Annotated in this window: 18 protein-coding genes; 5 read left to right on the top strand and 13 right to left on the bottom strand. The window is 38.8% G+C overall.

Features of this window, described 5'->3' with window-relative positions; genetic code table 11:
* On the top strand, nucleotides 1–873 hold an 873-nt coding region (locus MKL62_RS14130; RefSeq protein ID WP_270899785.1), incomplete at its 5' end, for an FAD-dependent oxidoreductase.
* Between the two features lie 53 nt (nucleotides 874–926).
* Here the strand turns inward: MKL62_RS14130 and MKL62_RS14125 are convergent.
* From MKL62_RS14125 to MKL62_RS14090, 8 genes are all read right to left on the bottom strand, one after another.
* The gene (locus MKL62_RS14125) at nucleotides 927–2,933 is read right to left on the bottom strand and encodes an esterase/lipase family protein (RefSeq protein WP_000498041.1); all 2,007 of its coding nucleotides are present in this window, start codon (nucleotides 2,931–2,933) and stop codon (nucleotides 927–929) included.
* A gap of 116 nt (nucleotides 2,934–3,049) precedes the next feature.
* Nucleotides 3,050–3,991: an ABUW_2363 family tetratricopeptide repeat lipoprotein gene (locus tag MKL62_RS14120; RefSeq protein ID WP_001009738.1), complete on the bottom strand. Its 942-nt coding sequence runs from the start codon at nucleotides 3,989–3,991 to the stop codon at nucleotides 3,050–3,052.
* Nucleotides 3,992–4,094: 103 nt separating this feature from the next.
* A complete protein-coding gene (cysE, locus tag MKL62_RS14115; protein WP_000917698.1) occupies nucleotides 4,095–4,910 on the bottom strand; it encodes a serine O-acetyltransferase in 816 nt (271 codons plus the stop codon).
* Nucleotides 4,903–5,742 carry an RNA methyltransferase gene (locus MKL62_RS14110; RefSeq protein ID WP_000051397.1) on the bottom strand — a complete coding sequence of 280 codons (840 nt, stop codon included), beginning with the start codon at nucleotides 5,740–5,742 and terminating at the stop codon, nucleotides 4,903–4,905. The genes cysE and MKL62_RS14110 overlap by 8 nt, the downstream gene beginning before the upstream one ends.
* A 14-nt stretch (nucleotides 5,743–5,756) precedes the next feature.
* The gene (dnaE, locus tag MKL62_RS14105) at nucleotides 5,757–9,320 is read right to left on the bottom strand and encodes a DNA polymerase III subunit alpha (RefSeq protein ID WP_005128845.1); all 3,564 of its coding nucleotides are present in this window, start codon (nucleotides 9,318–9,320) and stop codon (nucleotides 5,757–5,759) included.
* 215 nt (nucleotides 9,321–9,535) lie between these two features.
* A complete protein-coding gene (locus tag MKL62_RS14100) occupies nucleotides 9,536–10,603 on the bottom strand; it encodes a type II asparaginase (protein WP_000956445.1) in 1,068 nt (355 codons plus the stop codon).
* 682 nt (nucleotides 10,604–11,285) lie between these two features.
* The gene (locus MKL62_RS14095; RefSeq protein WP_030423809.1) at nucleotides 11,286–12,593 is read right to left on the bottom strand and encodes a dicarboxylate/amino acid:cation symporter; all 1,308 of its coding nucleotides are present in this window, start codon (nucleotides 12,591–12,593) and stop codon (nucleotides 11,286–11,288) included.
* A 464-nt stretch (nucleotides 12,594–13,057) separates the two neighbouring features.
* Nucleotides 13,058–14,488: a pyridoxal phosphate-dependent aminotransferase gene (locus MKL62_RS14090; RefSeq protein WP_000078703.1), complete on the bottom strand. Its 1,431-nt coding sequence runs from the start codon at nucleotides 14,486–14,488 to the stop codon at nucleotides 13,058–13,060.
* A gap of 240 nt (nucleotides 14,489–14,728) precedes the next feature.
* Here MKL62_RS14090 and msrB point away from each other — a divergent pair, with 240 nt between their 5' ends.
* The 4 genes from msrB (at nucleotide 14,729) to MKL62_RS14070 (ending at nucleotide 17,172) form a co-directional block, all read left to right on the top strand.
* Nucleotides 14,729–15,148: a peptide-methionine (R)-S-oxide reductase MsrB gene (gene msrB / locus MKL62_RS14085; RefSeq protein WP_000521160.1), complete on the top strand. Its 420-nt coding sequence runs from the start codon at nucleotides 14,729–14,731 to the stop codon at nucleotides 15,146–15,148.
* Nucleotides 15,145–15,630 (top strand): glutathione peroxidase, encoded by a 486-nt coding sequence (locus MKL62_RS14080; RefSeq protein WP_000066032.1) that lies wholly within the window; start codon nucleotides 15,145–15,147, stop codon nucleotides 15,628–15,630. Before msrB ends, MKL62_RS14080 begins: the two co-directional genes overlap by 4 nt.
* On the top strand, nucleotides 15,630–16,475 hold the full coding sequence (locus tag MKL62_RS14075) for an AraC family transcriptional regulator (RefSeq protein ID WP_000535310.1): 846 nt from the start codon (nucleotides 15,630–15,632) through the stop codon (nucleotides 16,473–16,475). The genes MKL62_RS14080 and MKL62_RS14075 overlap by 1 nt, the downstream gene beginning before the upstream one ends.
* A 64-nt stretch (nucleotides 16,476–16,539) precedes the next feature.
* Complete coding sequence (locus MKL62_RS14070) at nucleotides 16,540–17,172, top strand: LysE family translocator (protein ID WP_000451665.1); 633 nt, start codon at nucleotides 16,540–16,542, stop codon at nucleotides 17,170–17,172.
* A 57-nt stretch (nucleotides 17,173–17,229) separates the two neighbouring features.
* Here the strand turns inward: MKL62_RS14070 and dapC are convergent, their stop codons facing one another.
* The 5 genes from dapC to ygaH all read right to left on the bottom strand — a co-directional run bounded on the left by dapC (nucleotide 17,230) and on the right by ygaH (nucleotide 23,295).
* A complete protein-coding gene (gene dapC, locus MKL62_RS14065) occupies nucleotides 17,230–18,399 on the bottom strand; it encodes a succinyldiaminopimelate transaminase (RefSeq protein ID WP_025470055.1) in 1,170 nt (389 codons plus the stop codon).
* 25 nt (nucleotides 18,400–18,424) lie between these two features.
* Nucleotides 18,425–21,088: a [protein-PII] uridylyltransferase gene (gene glnD / locus MKL62_RS14060; protein WP_000611178.1), complete on the bottom strand. Its 2,664-nt coding sequence runs from the start codon at nucleotides 21,086–21,088 to the stop codon at nucleotides 18,425–18,427.
* A gap of 27 nt (nucleotides 21,089–21,115) precedes the next feature.
* Nucleotides 21,116–22,333 carry a formate-dependent phosphoribosylglycinamide formyltransferase gene (gene purT, locus MKL62_RS14055; RefSeq protein ID WP_085940543.1) on the bottom strand — a complete coding sequence of 406 codons (1,218 nt, stop codon included), beginning with the start codon at nucleotides 22,331–22,333 and terminating at the stop codon, nucleotides 21,116–21,118.
* 102 nt (nucleotides 22,334–22,435) lie between these two features.
* Entirely contained in the window at nucleotides 22,436–22,825 is a 390-nt protein-coding gene (locus tag MKL62_RS14050; RefSeq protein ID WP_000084509.1) for a tautomerase family protein, read from the bottom strand.
* A gap of 128 nt (nucleotides 22,826–22,953) precedes the next feature.
* Nucleotides 22,954–23,295 carry an L-valine transporter subunit YgaH gene (gene ygaH / locus MKL62_RS14045; protein ID WP_001047284.1) on the bottom strand — a complete coding sequence of 114 codons (342 nt, stop codon included), beginning with the start codon at nucleotides 23,293–23,295 and terminating at the stop codon, nucleotides 22,954–22,956.

Raw genomic sequence — 23,295 nt, 5'->3', positions numbered from 1 at the left:
CGTAAAGGCATTAACACAGGTATCGTGGCTGAACGCTTTGGTGGTCAGGTCATGGACACCATGGACATTGAAAACTTCACTTCTGTGCAAAAGACTCAAGGTCCTAAGTTTGCTGCCGAGATGGAAGCACATGTTCGTGAATACGATGTCGATATCATGAACCTGCAACGTGTCAGCAAAATCACTGGTGCAGATCAAACAGCAAATGGCTTGGTTGAAGTTGAACTTGAAAACGGTGCAAAACTTGAATCGAAAACTGTGATCCTTTCAACAGGTGCACGTTGGAGAGAAATGAATGTACCGGGTGAAGCTGAATACCGTACCCGTGGTGTAGCGTATTGTCCACACTGTGATGGCCCATTGTTCAAAGGCAAACGTGTTGCCGTGATTGGTGGCGGTAACTCAGGTGTTGAAGCGGCGATTGACCTTGCAGGTATTGTTGAGCATGTAACTCTGGTTGAGTTCGACACTAAACTTCGTGCTGACCAAGTCTTGCAAAACAAGTTAAACAGCTTGCCAAACACCACAGTGATTATGAATGCATTAAGCACAGAAGTATTGGGTGACGGTTCACAAGTAACCGGTCTTAAATATAAAGACCGTGCGACTGATGAAGAGCATGTGGTAGAGCTTGCAGGGATCTTTGTACAGATTGGTTTACTTCCAAACACTGACTTCTTAAAAGATAGTGAAGTTGAGCTAACCAACCGTGGAGAGATCATTGTGAATGACCGCAACGAAACCAATGTAAAAGGTGTATTTGCTGCGGGTGACTGTACCACTGTACCTTACAAGCAGATCATTATTGCTACAGGTGAAGGCGCTAAAGCATCACTCTCTGCGTTTGATTACATCATCCGTTCTGGGCAATAAAATCTAACCTAAAACAAAAGAGCCAAAGGATATCCTTTGGCTCTTTTTATTTTTTATGGTTTATACAAACCATGTTCAACTAAATGCTCTCGTAAAATACGACGTAGTTCTAATACGGCTTGTGGTGTTAACTGAATAGAGTGTCCACCCGGTAGAACTTTCTCAGATTTAGCACCTTCTAAGTGAGCACTTTTATAAGGAACAATACCATCGGTAATCACATTTGGATCATCACTTTTGGTAATGTTGCCCATAATTGAGTGGAAGATTAACCCTTGATGTGGATTAATATTCTCAGTGAGTTCCATAAATTTAGATTGATGGCTTAAGTCGCTTGGTCCATTTTGAATCAGGCCATTATCAATATTATTCAAGAAATCTTTAATATCTAAATTTTCTGTGGTGAGCGAAGTTGCAACAGCTGATAAAAAAGCACCCGGTAAGCGGATAATTTTACGCGCAGCTAATGTGAACCAACGATCTGCATAATCAGTACCTCGGTGTGGCGATGCCAAGAAAATTGCACGATCAAAGTTACTAATTGAATGCATTTGCAGCCGTTCAGTCACCATAGGATGTTTCTTAAAACGGTTTTGCTGACGGATCGTCATCATCTCCAAGGCAGGTTTAGTAATATCAGCATCACTTACAAGTAAACGGCTAATAATTCCTCCCATACTATGACCTACAAGCACCGCATCATGCGCAGCAGGATCACTTGGGTTTAACGAACCAAATGCTTGTTTTAAGAGTGCATAAATCTGGAACCGGCTTTCCAGAATTGGCATATTGGTCGAGTAGAAGACTTGCCAAACTTGATAGTTATCTCTTAAAACAGTATCACCCATGACATCGTTGGTAAGCGCAATCCATGCCTCGGGGCTACTTGCTAAACCATGGACCAACACAATAATTTTTTTGTTTGGATTATAAGGTTCAAGCATATATAAATGCGGCATGGTTAAGTGCTGATCACGATCAATCAAGCTTAAATAAGCCGCTACACCTAGGTTGTTTTCAGCTAACCACAGACCATAAGGAGCTGAGAAGTTTGCAGCTAAAGGATATTGCTTACCAGCGACATTAATATTATCAGTTCGATAAGGATCATAGACCCGAATTACAAATTCTGGGTCATTAATAATTTCTTGAATGGTTTTAGCATGTTTAGGCTCTGCAACAATAGTTGCCGCTAAATAACGTGCATGGTGAATATTTGGATTTACACCATTTTTATAGCTGTAATTAAGTGGATCTAAAATGTATTCATTAATGTCTTCTTTGCCTGAACTTGGGAAGACAGCTACAAATTCGGAACCGAAACCATCACGACGGTTGATTGTTCTTAAACCTGAGAAATTTAAGTTATAACTTGAAATTAATTTTTCTAATTTTTGGCCAGATAATTGTCTATGAAACTCAAAATCAATTGAATATACACTCTTACCAATATGGATTTGTGGCTCTACCACATTTTTTTGTGGATACCTTAAATCATACACACTGACCATTTTGGCAATCGCTTGATTATAGAAGTCGCGTATCTGAACTTGTCTATTATCAAAAATACGATCAGTTGGCTGACGTTTTGTAGAAAACAGATAAGCATAGCTATAACGGATACTCTTATCGAGTAGACTTAACTGTTGATCTAAGCATTCATCATATTTATTTTGAATAACTTTTTGTTCTTCAGTTGGCTTATGTTTAGTGAAACGACTAATTTTACATTCAGAAGAATCTGACAAAGCCATTGCTTTCGCCAGATACATTTCACTTGCAGCCGATAACAGCTGTTCATCTAAAATTTGGGGCAGATTTTTAAGTTGATTAACACAAGTATCAGGGGAGTCTGTACAGGCCTTAGCTTCTTGCCCTGACATGGACAAAACATTAAGACTTGCTTCACTTAGTTTATCTTGGGTAAGAATACTATTACGCTCATTTGCAATAGTAACGTTGAGAGCTTGTTGCTTAACATTGACGACCTGACATCCACTCAGGATTGAACCGAGGAGTATGACCGTGAAGAGCGCTGAGTTTCTTTTTCTAACAAACATTATGGTCAAATATGTGGATCAGTAATATGCTGATCATACAAATTTTAAAGTATTTTTCAATTGATCAAACATAAAAAAAGGGCTGTCAAATCAGCCCTTTTTTAAATTTTAAGTGCTTACTTTTTTGTAGCTGCGCTTGGGGTAGCAGAAGACATAGCAGGGTTTGTTAAAACTTGCCATACATTCCAGCGACCTTGTTTTTCAATTTCTTGAATTAAACGGTCTGCTACTTCAGCTTCATCAGGGTATTTAACCTTGTAATTTTTTAGAGTCTGAATCGCATTCTTCTTTTGTTCCATTGCAATATAGTTATTTGCAGCGGCTAAATATGCTTCCTGAACATTACCTTTAATAGCTTTATCTAAATACGGAATAGCCTCACGTTGACCACCACCTTCAGACAAACCAAAACCAAACCAGAAATTCGCTTCAGCATCATCTGGATTAATTTTTAAAAGTCTTTGTGCATATTCTAAAGACTTAGTGGTATGAGCAGTACCTAAATCAAGGTTACGGGCAAGTACACTTGCTTTAAAAGCACGAATAAGAATATCAAATGAAGCATCTGGATTAGCAGCTAAAGTATCTAAGCGCTGAGTAACTTCCTTAAGTTTGCTTTCAAAGCCTTTACGTTCTTGACGGTCAGTAAAACGAGGCGGATAGTGACGCGCTTTACCTTCAACAAGTTGTAAGAAGTCATCAATTTCAGTTACATCAATTTCATTATCGCCCGCTAAAACTGCGTACTTCATTGAACGTTGTGAGTTGTTGACTGTAGGTACAATCAGTTTATTCGTATCTAATGTAAGTGTTTTGGTTGGATCATCCTGACGAGTTACAACCATTTTGGTTACAGGCTGTGCAGCAGCTTCTTTTAAAGCAACTTCAAATGCAGGCGGAGCATCATAATTAAATGGGTTTAATGCATAAAATGGAGGTGTAAGCTCTGGTTCCTTAAAAACAAACGGCTCAATTTTTTGTTCTTTTACAGGTGCCATGGTACACGCTGTTAAACTTGAGGTCGCAAGAAGGATATATGCCAAAGGCTTAAAATTCATAGGATCTTCCGTTCATTTTATAAAGTTAAATAAGGTACAACAAGTCTAGGAAAACCTAAACCGACATGCAAGGGTAAGCGTGTTACATTATGAATCAAGAATATTACGTTTTTGATGTCTTGTTTTGCGCACCGCATTCACGACGAACTTCTTCAAGAATTTTTAGCTCTTCATCACTAAAAGGCTGTTCATCTTGACTTTCTTTTTTGAAAGTTGGGTCAAGTTCGGACAAACGCTGGCACAAATTATTCATACGCGTTTCATTGTGCTGAATACGGTCAAGTAAAACTCGCATTCCTTCTAAAATTGGGTCAGATTGATCAGCAGTAGTCGCATACGGAGCAAAACCAATACTTTGTGCATAATCACGGCGACGTTCTTCATCTTTATCTTTAGTTTTGTCGGCATCTTTATAGATATAACGTGCAGGGTTACCAACAGCTGTTACACCAGCAGGAACTGCTTTTGTGACTACCGCATTTGAACCAACTTTGGCGCCTTTACCTACCGTAAATGGACCTAAGATTTTCGCACCAGCACCGACAACCACGCCATCTTCTAAAGTTGGGTGACGCTTACCTTTATTCCAAGTCGTACCACCTAAGGTAACACCGTGGTATAGCGTTACATCATCACCAATTTCAGCAGTTTCACCAATTACAACGCCCATGCCATGATCGATAAAGAAGCGTTTGCCGATTTTAGCACCAGGGTGAATTTCAATACCCGTTGCAAAACGACTAAATGACGAAACAAAACGGGCGGTACCTTTGCAATCTTTTTTCCACAATTCATGTGCAAGCCTATGCAAAAGTAAAGCGTGTATACCTGGGTAAGTGGTAAGTACTTCGAGTGTATTTCGTGCAGCAGGATCTCGCGCGAATACAGCCTGTATATCTTCTTTAAGCTGTTTAAGCATTGGATTGATCCTCCTTGTCCGATGATGCTTTTTTCCATTTGCCGCTTGTGAGGGCTTGGACTCGACTAAAAATACCGCGAAGTAAATGATATTCCATACGATCTAATTGTATACGACCAAATAAACGACGCAAGCGTAAAGGTAGTAAACGTGGATTTTCTGGATCTAAAAATTCAATTTCGGTGAGCATTTTTTCCAAATGAGGGTAGAACTCTTCCATTTGCTGCTGAGTCACTAACGGCTCATCCCATTGCATGCTTTGACCTTGAGCAAGCGGCATTTGCCCAGCATCAGAAGCAACTTCTTTTTGCTCTAATACCGACATACGAAGTTCATAACAAACTACTTGAATCGCTTGAGCAACGTTAAGTACACCATAGTCCGAGTTTACAGGAATAGTAAGGTGATAGTTTGCCAAAGCCAATTCTTCATTGGTTAAACCGCGGTCTTCACGCCCAAAAACGATCGCAATTTGTTGTCCTTGAGCAGCCGCCTTGATTGCTTCTTTTGAAGCAGGGCGAACATCTAACAAAGGCCATGGAATAGTACGGCTTCTTGCACTTGTCCCGAAAACTAAATGGCAATCTTTAATTGCTTCTTCGAGTGTTTCAACAATTTCAATCTGTTCTAATAAATCTTGTGCACCAGCAGCAAGCGCCTGAATATCTGGATGTGGGTAGGTTTTTGGGGAAACCAGAACCAACTTACTCAAGCCCATCGTTTTCATTGCGCGTAAAGCACTGCCAATATTAGCCGGTAAAGTGGTATTGACCATGACAATACGCACTTGTGCTAATTGTTTTGACACGGCGGTGTCGTCAAACAAACTCATAAGATTTCCAGAAATTACGAATATTGAGAAACTTCGCTTTGGTATGAATCCAATGCATCATCAATAGTCATGTCCACAGGAGGTGAGGCAACAGGTTGTGGACGAACAGGTTCTGCTGCTTTAGCTGCCTTAGATTTTACCTGATATTCAATATGAATATTATCCTTACCAAAGTAATCTCTTAGTTTGGCAAGAAGTTCATCTAAAGGAGCGACTTTCCATTGTGGGCCAAGCTGAAGCTCAGCCTGAGCATATGGTTGGTCAATCTGTAACTGTATTGCAATATGCTGATGCATATCGACATTACAATAAGGCAATAATATATTTTGTAGATCTTTTGCCAAACTTGGTTGCAATAGATCATGGGTTAACTTGATTTGAATGCTATTGGCGCGTTTTTGTCTGATTTCATTTAAGCTAAACGCTTTGTTCAAGCGTCCCATTGGACGATCAAAACCTTCACGCTCATAAATTTCGCCTTCAAAGACGACTACGCGCTCAACTTGAATAATATCTTTAAAGCGTTGGAAACGTTCGTGGTTACAGCTGACTTCAATACGTGCTGTTCCGTCGTCAAGCACAATAACAACACGGTTTGGGAAATTCGCTACATCAAGGACGAGTCCTGCATAAACAGTCGTTACACCGCGACGAGTTGCGGTAATTTCATTAAGTTTTGCAGGAATAAACGCTTTGAGTTCTTGACGATAAACATCAATTGGGTGACCTGTTAAATATAGTCCAAGCGTATCTTTTTCGCCTTTGAGACGAACTTCATCACTCCATGGCTTAACAGGTTTAGCTGGTTTACGTTGAACTTCTTCAACTTCACCAAATAAGTCCATAATACCGCTTTCACGGTTACTACGTGCCTGTTCGGCAGCTTGGACAGCTTCTGGCAATTGAGCCATTAGACTTGAACGTTCAATACCTAAACAATCAAGCGCACCAGCACGGATAAGTGCTTCTAAGGTTCGTTTATTGATTTTTTTCAAATCAATACGATGGCAGAAATCGAATAGGTCAGTATAAGGCCCTTGTTGGCGACGTGAGTCAATAACAGACTGCATTGCCTGTTCACCAACACCTTTAATTGCCCCTAAACCATAAACAATGGTTTTATCATCGCTCGCATGGAAATGATAAGTCGACATATTGACTGATGGCGGTAAGACCTCGAGTCCGTTATTTCGGCAGTCATCAATCAAAAATACGACACTGTCAGTGTTCTGCATTTCCGATGACATTACTGCTGCCATAAATTCGGCAGGATAGTGGGCTTTTAACCATGCTGTATGGTATGCAACAAGTGCATAGGCTGCGGCGTGCGATTTGTTAAAACCATAGCCTGCGAACTTTTCCATATAGTCGAAGATATGGTTAGCTGTGCTTTCATCAATACCTTTTTGTCCAGCACCCTCAAGGAAGATTTGGCGCTGTTTCACCATTTCTTCAGGTTTCTTTTTACCCATTGCACGGCGGAGCAAGTCAGCGCCACCGAGTGTGTAACCTGCACAAATCTGTGCAGTTTGCATTACCTGTTCTTGGTAAACCATAATCCCGTAGGTTGGTTCTAATACACCTTCTAGCAATGGATGAAGATACTCAAATTCTCCACCATGCATACGGTGAATAAAGTCTGGGATCAGATCCATCGGACCCGGACGATATAAAGATACGAACGCAATAATTTCTTCGAATTTACTTGGACGCGCTTCTTTAAGCATTCGTTTCATACCGACGGATTCAAACTGGAATACCGCGGTTGTATTTGCATCAGCAAAGACAGAATAAGCTTTAGGGTCGTCAAGAGGGACGTGTGAAATGTTTAAAGGGTCATTGCTATCGCGGTTTTTATTAATATTTTGGATAGCATCCTCAATAACGGTTAAGTTACGTAAGCCCAAGAAGTCGAATTTTACGAGACCTGCAGCTTCTACATCATCTTTATCATACTGTGCTACGCGGTTAGTACCGTCTGCGTCACAAAGCACAGCAGAGAAGTCGGTAATTTTACCGGGTGCAATAACAACACCACCGGCATGTTTACCTGTATTTCTGGTAATACCTTCTAACTTTAATGCCATTTCCCAAATTTCGCTGGCATCATCATTGTCTGGGTTGGAAGGGTTGGTAACAATATCTTTAAGCTGAGGTTCCATTTCAATCGCAGTTGCCAAATCCACACCAAGTGGCTTAGTTGGAACCATTTTTGAAATACGGTCAGCTAGACCATAAGACTTCCCTAAAACGCGGGCAACGTCACGAATCGCACCTTTTGCAGCCATCGTACCGAACGTTGCAATCTGAGAAACCGCTTCACGGCCATAAGTACGTGATACATAATCGATCACACGGTCACGACCTGCGATACAGAAATCGACGTCAAAGTCGGGCATCGATACACGTTCCGGGTTTAAGAAACGTTCGAAGAGGAGGTCATAACGAAGTGGATCAAGATCTGTAATTTTTAAGCTATAAGCTACTAATGAACCTGCACCTGAACCACGGCCCGGTCCAACAGGGACACCATTGTTTTTCGCCCATTGAATGAAGTCCATGACAATCAGGAAGTAACCAGGGAATCCCATTTTCAGGATGATTCCGACTTCATAATCTATTCGTTCATCATATGGTTTACGAATTTCGGGCCAGTCGTCACCACGCTTTTCGACAGGGTAAAGGTAATTTAAGCGCTCTTCCAAACCTTCCTTTGATAAGTGCTCAAAATAGGTATCGATGGTAAAACCATCAGGAATTGGATACTCAGGTAAAAAGTAAGTACCGAGCTTTAAAGTGACATTACAGCGTTTAGCGATTTGATAGGTGTTTTCAATAGCACTAGGAATATCTGAGAACAGCTCAATCATTTCATCAGAAGTTTTGAAATACTGCTCTGGACTATATAAGCGCGGACGTCGATCATCTGCTAAAACATAACCATCTGCAATACATACACGAGCTTCGTGCGCTTCGAAATCTTCTTTTTCAATAAAGTGCACATCGTTGTGTGCAACAACACCAACATTATATTTAGCTGCAAGTTTGGCAGCTTCTTGAATAAAGTCTTCTTCGCCAGGACGATCAGTACGTGTTAAGGCTAGATAAACACGATTACCAAACTTTTCGATCCACTCTTCAAGTAAAGGTTCTGCTTTTTGCGGGTTAGATGAGCAAAGCATTTGCCCAACATCACTATGTTGGCCAAGTAAAACAATAATATCTTGATGCTGCTCTAGGACCCATTCTTTTTGTACACAAGGGATACTGAGTTGCTGGCCTTCAATAAAGCCACGCGAAACAATTTCAGTCAATCCTTTCCATCCAATATCGCTCATTGCAAGCAAAGTTGCACGATGTTGGGCATCATTAAGACGGATTGTACTACCCAAAATTGGCTTAATGCCTTTCTTAAGGCAAGAGTTATAAAATTTTACAGCAGCATGAAGGTTAGATAAGTCGGTAAGTGCCAGCGCAGGCATTTCATCCTTTACCGCAGTCTTGACCAAGTCGGGTATGCGAACAATCGACTCTGTAATCGAAAATTCTGTGTAAATACCGAGATGAACAAACTGCATAAACCAATCCTTAATGCGACCGCAGCATAGTTTAACACGCAAAGTTCAAACGAAATGCTTAATATTTTGGCAACTGTTATTGATTTTAGTATTTAAACAGAAGGTTGAGAACACGAAAGTGAAGGATTGATCAAAGTTGTTCTTTTATTTTTTAAAGAGAAAATTAAAGCGAGTAAAGAGAACCAGCCCAAATTGATTTGGGCTGGCTAGAAATTTTAGTACTGCCAGAACATGCGTTGAATTTCTTTTGCATCGTTGGTTTTTGTAAGTGCCAACGCTGCAAGAAGACGCGCTTTTTGAGGATTCAAATCATGAGCTGCTACCCAACCATATTTAGAGTCAGGTTGTTCTGCATCACGTAATACAAAACCTTGTGGAACGCGTGATGAGCGGATAATTTGAATACCGTTTTTGTCATGAAGGTTTTGTAATGTTGGAACGATATATTTCGCTACAGAACCATTACCTGTACCTGCATGAATAATCGCTTTAGCGCCAGCTTTTGCATATGCTTCATAAGCATCAGGAAGCATAGAGTCAGAACCATAAACGATTTGTACTGTTGGAAGAGCATCACCTTTAATATTTTCAATATTAAATTCTGAAGCATTGGTATGACGTTTAACAGATTGTCTAAACCAATATGGTTTACCTTCAACAAGTGTACCCAAAGCGCCCCATTGGCTTACAAAAGCATTTGTATGAATGTTAATGCCTTTAGTTACATCACGAGCAGCAAAAATAGAGTCGTTCATGAGAACCATAACGCCTTTATTTTTTGCATCATCAGAAGCGGCTAATGCAACAGCACTATAAAGGTTAAGTGGACCATCTGCTGAAAGAGCAGTTGATGGGCGCATTGAGCCAACAAGTACGATTGGTTTATCAGTATGAACAACAAGATTTAAGAAAAATGCTGTTTCTTCTAAAGTATCTGTACCGTGTGTAATCACAACGCCATTTACAGTTGGCTTTTTAACAAGTTCATTTACTTGACGAGCAATTTGTAATAATTCCTTGTCAGTAATACTTTCAGAAGCTACTTGTAATGCTTGGATACCAGATACATTCGCCAAATCTTGAATTTGAGGAACTGCATTGATTAAAGCATCAACTGGAACTTTTGCCGCCGTATAAGTTGCACTATTTGCTGAGCTTGCGCCAGCACCAGCAATGGTACCGCCAGTAGCGACAACAACAACATTGTTTTTTGCGTAAAGTGGGAGAGAGCAGGCTAATAAGCCCATCGCTAAACCGAAAGATTTAACAGTTTTAGTCAACATCGAAAATATCCTTATGAAGTGACGAAGTATAAAGTTTGCCGAATACGCCTGCTTTTCCTAAGCAAAATACATACCACGTAAAACATATCCGTAACTTGTTTGAATAAAAGCCTCCTTGAATATCATTTTGTTTCGACAACAATCATTTAAACATTGCTTTTATTCAGCGCTAATAAATATCATGAAAAAAATAAAAAATCTATTAAGTTTTTCTAATTTATCTGAATTTATTTACTTTTTAATATAATTCACGCAAATGATTTTTTAGTCTTTATAAAATTAAAAAATAATAGGTTGGGTTGGGCCTTTATTTAACATTTGGTGGATTTATTGAATTGATTTTTAAAACTATATTTATTAAGAATATAAAATAAAATTTTTCATGTTCAAATTAAATAATAATCTTAATTGTTTAATATAATGAATCAATCATAAATTGAATTAAAAATAATCAGTTAGTGCATGTTTCTAAGTATATAAATTTTTGAATGATTGTTTTTTATTCTGTTTTTAAGGTTTACTTTTAAGAAATTTAATAGGAATTAAAATCCATAATTTGGCCTATTATTTAATATAGAAATACTGATAACTTTTTATTGTTTAGTTCGAAAGAAAAAAAGAGCAATTTTATAAGGTCGTATAAAATTGCTCTTAAGTTGGGAGAGTGGGAGAAAAAGGAAACTTAAGCGATTGTTTGTTCTTGAGTTGATTTAATTAATACAGGCTCTGGTAATTTTTCAGTATCTGCCACTTTATCGCCTTCAAGCTTGGCAACAACTGCGGTCGCAATACTGTTACCTACTACATTTGTTGCAGTACGGCCCATATCAAGGAACTGATCAATACCAAGTAATAATAGAATGCCGGCTTCAGGCAAATGGAACATTGTGAGTGTTGCCGAGATAACCACAATAGAAGCTCTTGAAACACCCGCAATACCTTTACTTGTCACCATAAGCGTTAACAAAATCAAGATTTGTTGAGTGAAGCTCAGATCAATATTGTAAGCTTGAGCGATAAAGAGTACCGCAAATGTGGTGTACATCATTGAACCATCAAGGTTAAATGAATAACCTAATGGTAAAACGAAGCTAGTCACTTTTTTAGGCACGCCGAACTTATTTAAAGCATCCATAACTTTAGGATAGGCTGATTCACTTGAAGCTGTAGCAAAAGCAAGTGTTACAGGTTCACGAATCAATTTACCTAAACGGAAGATATCTTTTTTAAGTACGATTGCGCCAACAGAGAACAAAATGACCCAAAGTAATAGCAGACCGAAGTAGAATTCTGCGATTAAAATGCCATAATCAACAATTAAGCCTAAGCCTTGTACTGTAATTGCTGAAGCGATTGCAGCAAATACTGCAAAAGGTGCGAACATCATTACGTAGTCAGTAATGCGAAACATGATTTTACTGAGTTCATCAGTTAAGCGAATGATAACTGAGTCTTTTTCTTTGCCCTGATTTACAAAAGCAAGAGCTGAACCAAAGAAAATAGAGAAAACAAGGACTTGTAAAATATCATTGTTCGCCATTGCTTCTGCAATGCTGCGTGGGAACACGTGACTCAAGAATGATTGCAAGGTAAAACCAGTAGTTGTTGGGAGAGAAGAACTACTAAGTTGTTGAGCTGTTGGTAATGCTAGGTCTAGCGCCGCGCCAGGTTGGAAAAAGTTTGCTAAACCCATACCGATGGCAAGTGAGACAAACGAAGCGGTAATAAACCAAGTCATTGACTTGAGTGTAATGCTACCAATTGAAGTTGATTTGCCCATTGACACAATGCCACACACAATTGTAGCAAATACCAATGGGGCAATAATCATTTTGATGAGACGTAAAAAGATATCTGTGACGATGTTGAAATAAGAAGCGATTTGCTTCAGTTGCTCGCCTTCATTAAACAAGTGATGACAGATCCAACCCGTCAATACTCCTAGTAAAATAGCAACCACAATATACTTGAGCAATTTCTTTTGCTTCATAGGAACCTCTATCCTTTGGGTTCAATCATCTTTTAGATGGGATAACGATGATTGAAAGCTTTCCTTGTAGTTCAGTTCGGTCCTGTAACTGATTTCATCTTCCTAAATTTGCATCAGTATTAACCGAATCGAATATGGTGATGTTGTTATGGGAAGGGATTGTTGCTCGATTTTGAAGCAGTGTGAAATGCAAAAAAATATCAACTTATGCATTTTTTGCATAATAACGAAAGGAGGAATAGAGGATAAATATAGTAATTTAAACGTTTGGTAAAAAAATATGGATGAGATTTTTTGAGAAAATAAGTCTTATATATTATTTTTAAAAGTTTATATTATTCAGTATATTAATTTGGTTTATTGATCTGATTAAAATAGGTGATATTAGTTATTAAATAATTATTTAAATGATATAAAAATAAAAAAAGCACCTAATTTAAGATGCTTTTTTATTATGCATTTTTTTAACGGCGATTGGCCAAGAAACGACCTAAACGACCAATTGCTTCACGTAATTCGTTTTCTGCCGGTAAGAAAACAACACGGAAATGGTCTGGTGTTGGCCAGTTAAAGCCTGTTCCTTGAACTAATAGTACTTTTTCAGCACGAAGTAAATCTAACATTAACTTTTCATCATCTTCGATTGGGTAAATGTTAGGATCAAGACGCGGGAAACAATACATTGCGCCTTCTGGTTTAACACAGCTTACACCAGGAATTTCATTTAACATTTCCCATGCGATATTACGCTGTTCATATAAACGTCCACCTGGTCGGATCAAGTCATTAATAGACTGATAGCCACCAAGCGCTGTTTGAATTGCATACTGAGCTTGTACGTTTGCACATAAACGCATTGAAGCTAACATATCCAGACCTTCGATATAATCTGCTGCACGGCTCTTATCGCCTGTGATTGCCATCCAGCCTGAACGGAAACCAGCAATACGATATGCTTTTGATAGCCCATTGAAAGAAATACATAATTGGTCGCCTGCTAAAGAAGCAACAGCAACATGTTCAATGCCATCGTAAACGATTTTGTCGTAAATTTCGTCAGCAAATAAAATCAGGTCATGTTTCTTTGCAAGTGCCACAATTTGCTCAAGCACATGACGTGGATATACCGAACCAGTTGGATTGTTCGGATTGATAATGACAATACCACGTGTGTTTGAAGTAATTTTACTTTCAATATCGGCAATATCAGGATACCAACTGTTTTCTTCATCACACTTATAGTGAATGGCTGTACCGCCCGACAGGTTAACGGCAGCTGTCCATAGCGGATAGTCCGGCATCGGAATGAGCATTTCATCACCATCATCGAGTAGGCCTTGCATAGCCATAACAATGAGTTCAGATACACCATTACCGATATACACGTCATTAACGTGCATATTTAAGATGCCTTTTTGCTGGTAGTACTGGCAGATTGCTTTACGTGCCGGAAAGATACCTTTTGAATCTACATAACCAATTGCATTTGGTAGGTTTAAAGCAACGTCATTAATAATTTCTTGTGGTGCTTCAAAACCAAATGGAGCAGGGTTGCCGATATTCAGCTTAATGATTTTATGTCCTTGCTCTTCCATTTCATTGGCGGCTCGTAATACTGGTCCGCGAATGTCATAACAAACATGCTCAAGCTTCGATGATTTTTTAATTTCTCGTGAAGTTGGCATGGATTGGAGAGTAGCAGTATTTTTAGACATAGCTGGATTCACTTTTGCATATCGGTATAAATAACTTTTAAATGTTTTGACTGTTACCAAATTCAGATCATGTTGATCTTTAAGTAATTCAACAATTTTTTCATGGGTAAAGCCCGATTGCTGATACTGTTTGATAACTGGTAATAGTTGCTGGAAAAGCACACTTTTTTTCTGAGACATGTTTTGTCCTATACAACCGTGCCACACAAGAATAGCACCATCTTTGCTTCCTTAAAAGGAAATAAAATAAAAAATTGCTTTCTTTTGTTCTTGTGTTTTGCTTACTTTTTGCTTTCTGTTGCTTAGATGTTTAAAATCCAACAAATTTTACGTTCAGAGACTAGTGTTTTTTTGATGAATGGCGTAAATATAAAATACGATTATCAATTTATGTTTACATCAGAATAAAAGGTGCAGGTCATGGGAAAAGTTAATAAAACAGACCGAGAATGGCAAAGAGAGTTATCACCTGAAGAATATCGGATAACGCGACAAAAGGGCACTGAACCAGCATTTACGGGGCAATACTGGAATACTAAGCAACATGGCACTTATGTTTGTCGTTGTTGTGGCGCGGAATTGTTTTCGTCAGATGCAAAATACGATAGCGGTTGTGGTTGGCCAAGTTTCTTTCGCCCTCTGAATGGAAGCGTTATTGATGAACATGAAGATTTAACGCATGGTATGGTCAGAACGGAAATTGTTTGTCATGATTGCGAAGCTCATCTTGGGCATGTTTTTGAAGATGGACCACAGCCGACAGGTTTGCGCTACTGTGTGAACTCGGCATCATTACAACTGAAAACACAAGAAAAAAATGATGAGGAAACCTATCCATGAGTAACATTTATCAGTTTGAAGCTGAATTGTTAGAGGGAGATATTAAACAATTCGCTGATTACAAAGGTAAAGTTTTATTAATTGTAAATACTGCAAGTAAATGTGGTTTTACTCCACAGTTTGCGGGCCTCGAAAAACTTTATGAAAAATATAAAGACCAAGGTTTAGAAGTTTTAGGTTTTCCCTGCAATCAGTTTGGTGGGCAAGATCCCGGAAGCAATAAAGAGATAGGTACATTCTGCCAGCGTAACTATGGAGTGAAATTCCCTATGTTTGCCAAAGTAGATGTAAAAGGTCCTGAAGCTCATGTGATCTTTAGATATTTAACCCGTGAAGCAAAAGGAATTTTAGGAAGCAGTACTATTAAATGGAACTTTACCAAGTTTTTAGTTGGTAAAGATGGTTCGGTTTTAAATCGTTATGCGCCAACAACTAAGCCTGAAGCATTGGAAGCTGATATTGAAAAAGCATTAGCGAGTTAATGGGTTCAATGAACGCTATTCCTCAAACTTTCGAGTTTTGGCAAGATCGGCGAATGCCTTATGTGGAAACCCGAAGGTCATGTTTTGGCAGAACATGTTATAAGTCTCATAGCCATCCAACATTTTCAATTGGTGCTATAGATGAGGGGAATAGTGTTTTTCAAAGTTCTTTTGGCACTGCACAAAAGATCTCGGCGGGTACATTAGTTATTGTGCCCGCACATGTTGAGCATTCATGTAATCCTATGCCAAATCAGGCATGGAGTTACCAGATGCTTCATTTAGATCTAGCATGGTTAAATCAACTGTATTCAGAATTTCAAGAGCAAGGTCTTGATTTACATATACCTCAGCATAAGCCGCTCATTATAAAAGACGAATCTTTATATGAAGCTTTTACTGAAATGAATGAGACATTATTTGATGCGCAAAAATTAATTTTTGAAAAAGAGCAGTCTCTTCTCCATTGCCTGATTCATTTGTTATTACCGCATTTTATTTTAGAAGAAATACAAAAGCCTCAATATTTATATAAAGACTTTTTAAACCTGATCGATGTGATTTCATCCTCAGAGGGTTTTATTTCTTTAGAAGAACTTGCTCAACGAGTAGGTTTAAGCAGATATGCAATCATACGTCTATTCAAAGCAAATGTAGGTTTAACTCCACATGCATTTCAAATTAATTTAAAAATTAATCAGGCTCGAGAGCAGCTCAAACAAGGCGTGCCACTTGCCGAATTGGCTGTAAATTTAGGTTTTAGTGATCAAAGTCATTTCCATAAAGCTTTTAAAGCACATACAGGAGTAACTCCTCGGCAGTTCCAGCTCGCAGCCGCGCAATAATTTACAAGAAATTGTTTAGCTCTATTTCTAAGATTTTCCAGACTGTTTTACAGATGAAGCTGTTATGGAAGTTTTTTTAGTTATTGCATTTACTCATTTTTTAGCACTCTTATCACCGGGTCCAGATTTCTTTCTTATTCTCACTAGTCTTCTACAAAAAGGACGCCGTTATACATATGGTATTGTTCTAGGAATCACTTTAGGAAATGCTTTAATTCTGGCTGGATGCCTGTTTAGTTTTATGTTGCTTGGAAATCTAAGTAGTATCTTACTTTTAATATTTAAATGGCTTGGTGCTTTGTATTTGGCTTATTTGAGTTTTCTTTGTTTTAATGCAGCCCGATCTACAGTTCTAAATTTCTCAACCGATGTAAATAATTTAAGTGACCAAGCAGAAGATAAGCACAACAAAATTAAAAGCTTGGTGTTAGGTTTACAATCGAGTCTTCTAAATCCAAAAAATATTATGTTTTATAGTAGCTTAATGCTGCTTATACAACATAAATTTAGTTTATTTCAAAAACTGCTTATGAGTGTATGGATGGTCGGTGTGGTTTTAATCTGGAATATCTTATTGGTTAAACTGCTGGCCTATGATCGAATTTTAATCAAAATTAAACGCTCTGCAACAGGTTTATATTATTGTTCTGCGGTAGCTTTTATTCTTTTTGCTGTGCTTTTGATTACATATAAATAGTGTTATAGCCCAGTTGTACAACCTGAGTAAAAGGCTGTACAACTGCTAAGAAGAGGCTTACAGAATCGCTTTTAAACGCTTAACTACTTCTTCACATTGAGCTAAATCTGCCACTAACGCCATACGTACATGGTTAGCTCCAGGGTTACCTTGTTCGGTATCACGAGATAAATAACGGCCCGGTAAGACTTTAATATGGGCTTTTTCCATCAGCATTTTGGCAAAAGTTTCATCATTATCCACTTTTAACCAATAGTAAAAACCAGCATCTGGTTTTTGTAATGGAAGTAAATGACCTAGCTCAGATTGAAATAAGTCAAATTTTGCACGATATTGCTTACGGTTTTCTTCAACATGGCTTTCATCATTCCATGCTGCAATTGAGGCAAGCTGATGTTGTACTGGCATTGCTGCGCCGTGATAGGTACGGTATTGCAAATATGGCTTTAATAAAGCAGCATCACCCGCTACAAAACCTGAGCGCAGACCTGGTAAATTTGAGCGTTTTGAAAGTGAATGAAATACGATACAGTTTTTGTAGTCATCACGGCCACGCTCAGCACACACTTCTAATAGACCAGTAGGTGCTTGATCAAACCAAAGCTCTGAATAGCATTCATCAGAAGCAATAACGAAATTATATTGATCAGATAGAGCAATTAGCTTTTTAAATTGTTCTTTAGAAAGCACAGTACCTGTTGGGTTACCCGGTGTACATACAAAAAGTAGGGCTGTCTTTTCCCAAACTTCTGCTGGTACTGCATCAAAATCACCTAAATAACCATTTTCTTCTGTGCAATTGATGAAGTATGGCTTTGCACCTGCAAGTAAAGCAGCACCTTCATAAATTTGATAAAATGGGTTTGGCATCACCACATAAGGTGCATCTTCACGATTAATTAATGCCTGTACAAAAGAGAAAATCCCTTCACGAGTACCAGAGACAGGCAAGATGTGGTTTTCAGCACTGATACTGTTGAGTTTAAAGCGCTTAGTTAACCAATCTGCAATGCTTTGGCGAAGCTCTGGTAAGCCTTTGCTGTTTGGATAAGTTGATAGGTGGTTAAAGTTATCAATAATAGCCTGTTTAACAAACTCTGGTGCTGGATGCTTAGGTTCGCCAATTGATAGAGGAATCAAGGGAAGGTTAGCAGGAGTAGTATCCTTAAAAAGTTGGTTTAACTTTTCAAATGGATACGGATGTAATAACGACAAGCTAGAGTTCATTAAACAGTTACCAAGTAGTTGAGTTTCAGTGCTGACAAATTTGATTAGATGCTTCATCTAATGCAGCTTTCAGTTTTTCAGAGAAGAGTTTGACCTCTTCGTTATTCAGCGGTTTCCCATCTTTTTTGGTGACAAAGAAAATATCTTCGGCACGTTCACCTAAAGTTGCGATTCGGGCTGAATGGATGTCTAAACCTTGCATCATAAATAAACCACCCACGCGTGCAAGTAGGCCGGGGTGATCGAGTGTTGAAATTTCGACCATATTTTGCTGTAAGGCTTCATTTAATGTTACGTCGACTGTATTTTCAATATCGAAGTGACGTAATTGACGTGGAATGCGACGTTGCATGAGTCCCGGATATTGGTCTGGTTGACTAAGGGCTTTCACTAATGCATTTTTAACGGTTTCTTCACGTTCTGGGTCGGTAAGCAATGTCCCGAAACGATCAAGTACAACATAAGTGTCTAAGCTAAATGCTGTACTTGCCGTGATAATTTTTGCGTCCTGAACGTCTAAGTTCATTCGGTCTAAAACGGCAACAGTGGTGGCAAATAGGTTAGGTTGATCGCGAGTATAAATAAAGATTTGCACCGCATCTTGAGCTGCTTTACGGTGAGCACGCAAGAGGACTAATGGCTCTGGATTATCACCGTGTTTTAAAATTGCTTGTGTATGCCACGCAATTTCATCTGCCGATTCTTTAATGAAGTATTCATCACCAAGTTCTTGCCATACCTTTTCTACATCTGCCAATGCGAAGTTATTTACCAGTAATTCACTTGCTGCAAACTTGGTGTCTTCAATTAACATTTGGTAGTCAACAGGACGGCCTAAACCTGTACGGATTACATCACGAGCGTGCGTATAAAGTTGACGCATAAGTGATGCACGCCATGTATTCCATAGTTTTGGATTTGTCGCGTTAATATCGGCAACCGTTAAGGTATATAGATAATCAAGATGCTCCATGTCGCCAAGTTTTTCAGCGAAATCTTTCACGACGTCTGGATCAGAAATATCTTTTTTCTGAGCTGTAAGTGACATGAGCAAATGGTTTTGAATAAGCCATGCAATTAATTTGCATTCACGCTCTGTAAAGCCATGTGCACGTCCAAATTCAATCGCGTCTTCTGCGCCAAGTTCGCTATGGTCACCACCACGGCCTTTTGCGATGTCGTGGAATAAAGCAGCAATAAAGACAATATCTTGACGAGCAAGACGTTGGAAAACCGAACTTACTACAGGGAATTCTTTGGCAAATTCAGGTTCTCTAAAACGATTTAAATTACGCAGCAATAATAAGGTGTGAGCATCAACCGTATAGATATGGAATAGGTCATATTGCATAAGACCCATAATTTGACCAAAAGCAGGAATATAGTTTCCTAACACACCATAACGTTTCATCGCGACCAAGGTATCGTATAGTCGATATGGTGAGCGAATAATCGACATAAATAGTGCTTGATGCTCTGGGTTATCACGATAACTTTGGTTAATTCGTTTTGCAGCAAGAATGAGTAAGCGCAAAGTTCGAGCGCGAATACCTTCAATATCTGGTCGATTCGCTAAAATATAGAACAACTCTAAGATCGCGCTCGGATGCTCTGCAAAAATTTTATGATGCTGTACTGCAAGTTTATTGTCGACAATCTTAAAGTGATCGTTCACAACTTCAATTTTGCGTTCATAGTTGGGGAGTCGAGGAGTAATGACAGACTCACTAAAATACGCCAGCAACATTTCATTGAGTGTTGAAACCTGCTGCGCCGTACGGTAGTAGCGTTTCATGAATTGCTCAACGCCATAATTTACAGGTTGGCCTTCTTGACGAACGTAACCAAATTTAGCAGCAATTTCTCTTTGGTGGTCAAAGAGTAAACGGTTTTCATCACGTTTGGCTAAACGGTGTAAATGATGTCGAATTTCCCAAAGAAAGCTTTCAGCTTCTTCTAAAACAGCCAATTCAAACTCTGAAATGAAACCTAAATGCACTAAGTCATAAATACGGTTCACTCGGAAGTGGCGTTTGGCAATCCAACCAATTTGATTAATGTCACGAATACCGCCCGGTGCATTTTTAATGTCAGGTTCTAAATTACTTTCGGTATTATTGTGTTGGTGGTAACGCTTGGCTTGTTCGGCCATTTTTGCGTCATAAAATGTTTTGTCTGTCCATGTCTGTGAAACAATACGGCGAGGCCATTTCGCAAGTTGTGTATTACCCGTGATTAAACGCGCTTCAATTAATGTAGTGGCAACAGTTAAATCGGTAGCGGCTTGTTCAACACAGCTTTGAATGGTGCGAACACTAATACCTGGTTTGAAATTTCCTACATCCCATAAAGAGGAAATAAATGTAGAGATACGTTTTTCATTTTCTTCACTGATTTCATCTTCAGACAAAATCATGATATCTACATCAGAATAGGGCAGCATTTCACGGCGCCCGTAACCACCTACTGCAAAAAGACCTAGTTTTGACTGGTCAAGTTCTGCATGTTTCCATAAAAAGACGAGCGCTTCATCTACTAAGTCTGAACGAGCTTTAATGATTTCTCGAATAGATTGCCCATTTTCATATGAATCTTGCAATTGCTTTTCTACATCCGTTCGCCACTGATTAATGGCTTTAATATCATGATGACTTGAGACATAGTTCAGCAATGGCGATGTATTGATCATGAAAATGGGTCTACCAATAAGTAAAAATTAAGAGTTAGTTTGAACGCTTACTTGATCAGCGGTTTCTTTCGCTAAAGTACGGGCAAGATCAGTATTTTCAGCGCGAGCAGTTGCGACACCCATACGACGACGTTTGAAACCTTCTGGTTTACCAAACAAACGTAAGTCGGTATCTGGATGAGCTAAAGCCACATTCAGATTGCTATAACTTAAATTGTTAGCATCAACTCCAGCATAAATTACCGCACTTGCGGCAACACTGTGACGTGCTGTATTTACAGGTAAGCCTAAAATTGCACGTGCATGTAATTCAAATTCACTTTGAAATTGAGATGCTAAAGTGACGAGGCCTGTATCATGTGGACGAGGTGAAACCTCACTAAACCAAACCTTGTCGCCTTTAATAAACAGTTCTACACCAAAAATACCACAGCCACCAAGTGCTGTAGTCACTTTATTTGCAATGCGTTTGGCTTCCTCGAGTGCTGCAGGAGTCATTGGTTGAGGTTGCCAGCTTTCTACATAATCACCGGCATCTTGGCGGTGACCAATTGGGTCACAGTAATGAGTTTCAATTTCACCTGTTTCAGGGTTTTTAGCGCGAACGGTAAGGAGTGTAATTTCAAAGTCAAAATCAATTTGAGACTCGATAATAACAGTGCCTTGGTTAACACGGCCACCTTGCATTGCATATTCCCATGCAGCATCGACTTCATCGAAACTTTTTACACGAGACTGTCCTTTACCAGAAGAAGACATGACCGGTTTTACAAAGTTTGGATAACCAATGTCATCACAAGCAGCGCGGAAGCTTTCGAGCGTATCAGCAAAACGATAAGCAGATGTAGGTAAACCAAGTTCTTCAGCCGCAAGACGGCGAATACCTTCACGGTTCATGGTCAGGTTTACAGCTTTAGCAGATGGGATGACTGTTGCAGTTTTATTTGCTTCAATTTCCAGTAAAACTTCTGTCGCAATCGCTTCAATTTCTGGAACAATTAAATTTGGTTTAACTTTTTCAATGAGTTGTTTTAATTGGGCTGGATCTGCCATGTTTAACACATAAGAAAAATGTGCTACTTGCATAGCTGGAGCATGATCATAACGGTCGGCTGCATGTACTTCTACACCAAGGCGTTGTAAGGAAATTACAACTTCTTTGCCAAGCTCTCCTGAACCTAACAATAAAACTTTAAATGCAGAAGATTGAAGTGGGGTACCGAGTGTCACGCTCATGCGAATCATCCTGACAAAATTATTTTTTTAAGCATAGCAGAACTTATGGTGGAGTTAAGCCTTATCATGCATAAAAAAAGTAATTTTGTCGGACAATTAAAAAAGTAGTTTTTAGATATTAACCTGATAGTTTAAAAGCAATTCATCTGCATTTTTACCACGGATGCCCCAGTTTTCTTTAGGTGTTTCAAAAATGGTAATTTCAATGTCCTGAGGTGCAATTTTGCATTGCTCTTCAATATTGCGAAATAAGGTTTGAATAAGTTGCTTTTTAGTGGCTGGACTGCGGCCTGCAAACATTGAAAGTTCGATGATAATGTAATGTTGGCTTCTGTCAGATGGATAAATAAAATTCTCAGGTTTAAGGCTAATGAAGCGTTGAAATCTTTTCTCGACGGGATACTTCAATTCTTCAATAAGTGCTTGATGGATCGCATGAGAGAGCAGTTCGCGATACTGAATAATGGTTCGTTCATTTGCATAAATTTTAACTTGTGACATTTTTATCTCTAATCGCTAGATGGATTTATCTTTTAATAGATTTCAAAAATGAGTTTTTATGCTAGAAGTTATTATTCTTAATCACTTCTAGCATTTATATATTATATAAGGTTGATCAGTTTATCTATTTATAAAGGTAAATAAGTATAGATAAGGCCATAAACGATTGCGGCAGTTAACGTTGCTGGAACAATTTTCTTAAATTTAAAATAAAGACCGGCTAGAACCATAAAACCAATAAGCATTGCTAAACTCTTATTTGGGGTTTCAAGTAAAGGTGGAAGGGTTGCAACCACAAGCATGGCGCTAATTGCAGATATACCAATACTTCCTAAAGCGATTTTTAACCAGATTGAGCCGCGTCTTTGTTGGTTGCCCTGTAGTTTTTGTATTACGAAAAATGGTCCGAAGCGTGAAGCAAAATTAGCGATACCCACAATAATGCCGACCAAAATAATTTCTAGGTTCAT

This window comes from Acinetobacter sp. AOR01_HL, from assembly GCF_027855455.1.
Lineage (GTDB): Bacteria > Pseudomonadota > Gammaproteobacteria > Pseudomonadales > Moraxellaceae > Acinetobacter > Acinetobacter baumannii.
This window is presented reverse-complemented; position numbering and strand designations above follow the sequence as displayed.

What these genes read in the sequence shown, in the direction of transcription:
- MKL62_RS14070 (WP_000451665.1), top strand. Translation starts at nt 16,540, where the DNA reads ATGGAAGTTTTTTTAGTTATTGCATTTACTCATTTTTTAGCACTCTTA.
- MKL62_RS14080 (WP_000066032.1), top strand. Translation starts at nt 15,145, where the DNA reads ATGAGTAACATTTATCAGTTTGAAGCTGAATTGTTAGAGGGAGATATT.
- MKL62_RS14125 (WP_000498041.1), bottom strand. Translation starts at nt 2,933, where the DNA reads ATGTTTGTTAGAAAAAGAAACTCAGCGCTCTTCACGGTCATACTCCTC.
- MKL62_RS14050 (WP_000084509.1), bottom strand. Translation starts at nt 22,825, where the DNA reads ATGTCACAAGTTAAAATTTATGCAAATGAACGAACCATTATTCAGTAT.
- dnaE (WP_005128845.1), bottom strand. Translation starts at nt 9,320, where the DNA reads ATGCAGTTTGTTCATCTCGGTATTTACACAGAATTTTCGATTACAGAG.
- dapC (WP_025470055.1), bottom strand. Translation starts at nt 18,399, where the DNA reads ATGAACTCTAGCTTGTCGTTATTACATCCGTATCCATTTGAAAAGTTA.
- MKL62_RS14120 (WP_001009738.1), bottom strand. Translation starts at nt 3,991, where the DNA reads ATGAATTTTAAGCCTTTGGCATATATCCTTCTTGCGACCTCAAGTTTA.
- cysE (WP_000917698.1), bottom strand. Translation starts at nt 4,910, where the DNA reads ATGCTTAAACAGCTTAAAGAAGATATACAGGCTGTATTCGCGCGAGAT.
- ygaH (WP_001047284.1), bottom strand. Translation starts at nt 23,295, where the DNA reads ATGAACCTAGAAATTATTTTGGTCGGCATTATTGTGGGTATCGCTAAT.
- msrB (WP_000521160.1), top strand. Translation starts at nt 14,729, where the DNA reads ATGGGAAAAGTTAATAAAACAGACCGAGAATGGCAAAGAGAGTTATCA.
- MKL62_RS14090 (WP_000078703.1), bottom strand. Translation starts at nt 14,488, where the DNA reads ATGTCTCAGAAAAAAAGTGTGCTTTTCCAGCAACTATTACCAGTTATC.
- MKL62_RS14110 (WP_000051397.1), bottom strand. Translation starts at nt 5,742, where the DNA reads ATGAGTTTGTTTGACGACACCGCCGTGTCAAAACAATTAGCACAAGTG.
- MKL62_RS14100 (WP_000956445.1), bottom strand. Translation starts at nt 10,603, where the DNA reads ATGTTGACTAAAACTGTTAAATCTTTCGGTTTAGCGATGGGCTTATTA.
- glnD (WP_000611178.1), bottom strand. Translation starts at nt 21,088, where the DNA reads ATGATCAATACATCGCCATTGCTGAACTATGTCTCAAGTCATCATGAT.
- MKL62_RS14095 (WP_030423809.1), bottom strand. Translation starts at nt 12,593, where the DNA reads ATGAAGCAAAAGAAATTGCTCAAGTATATTGTGGTTGCTATTTTACTA.
- MKL62_RS14075 (WP_000535310.1), top strand. Translation starts at nt 15,630, where the DNA reads ATGGGTTCAATGAACGCTATTCCTCAAACTTTCGAGTTTTGGCAAGAT.
- purT (WP_085940543.1), bottom strand. Translation starts at nt 22,333, where the DNA reads ATGATTCGCATGAGCGTGACACTCGGTACCCCACTTCAATCTTCTGCA.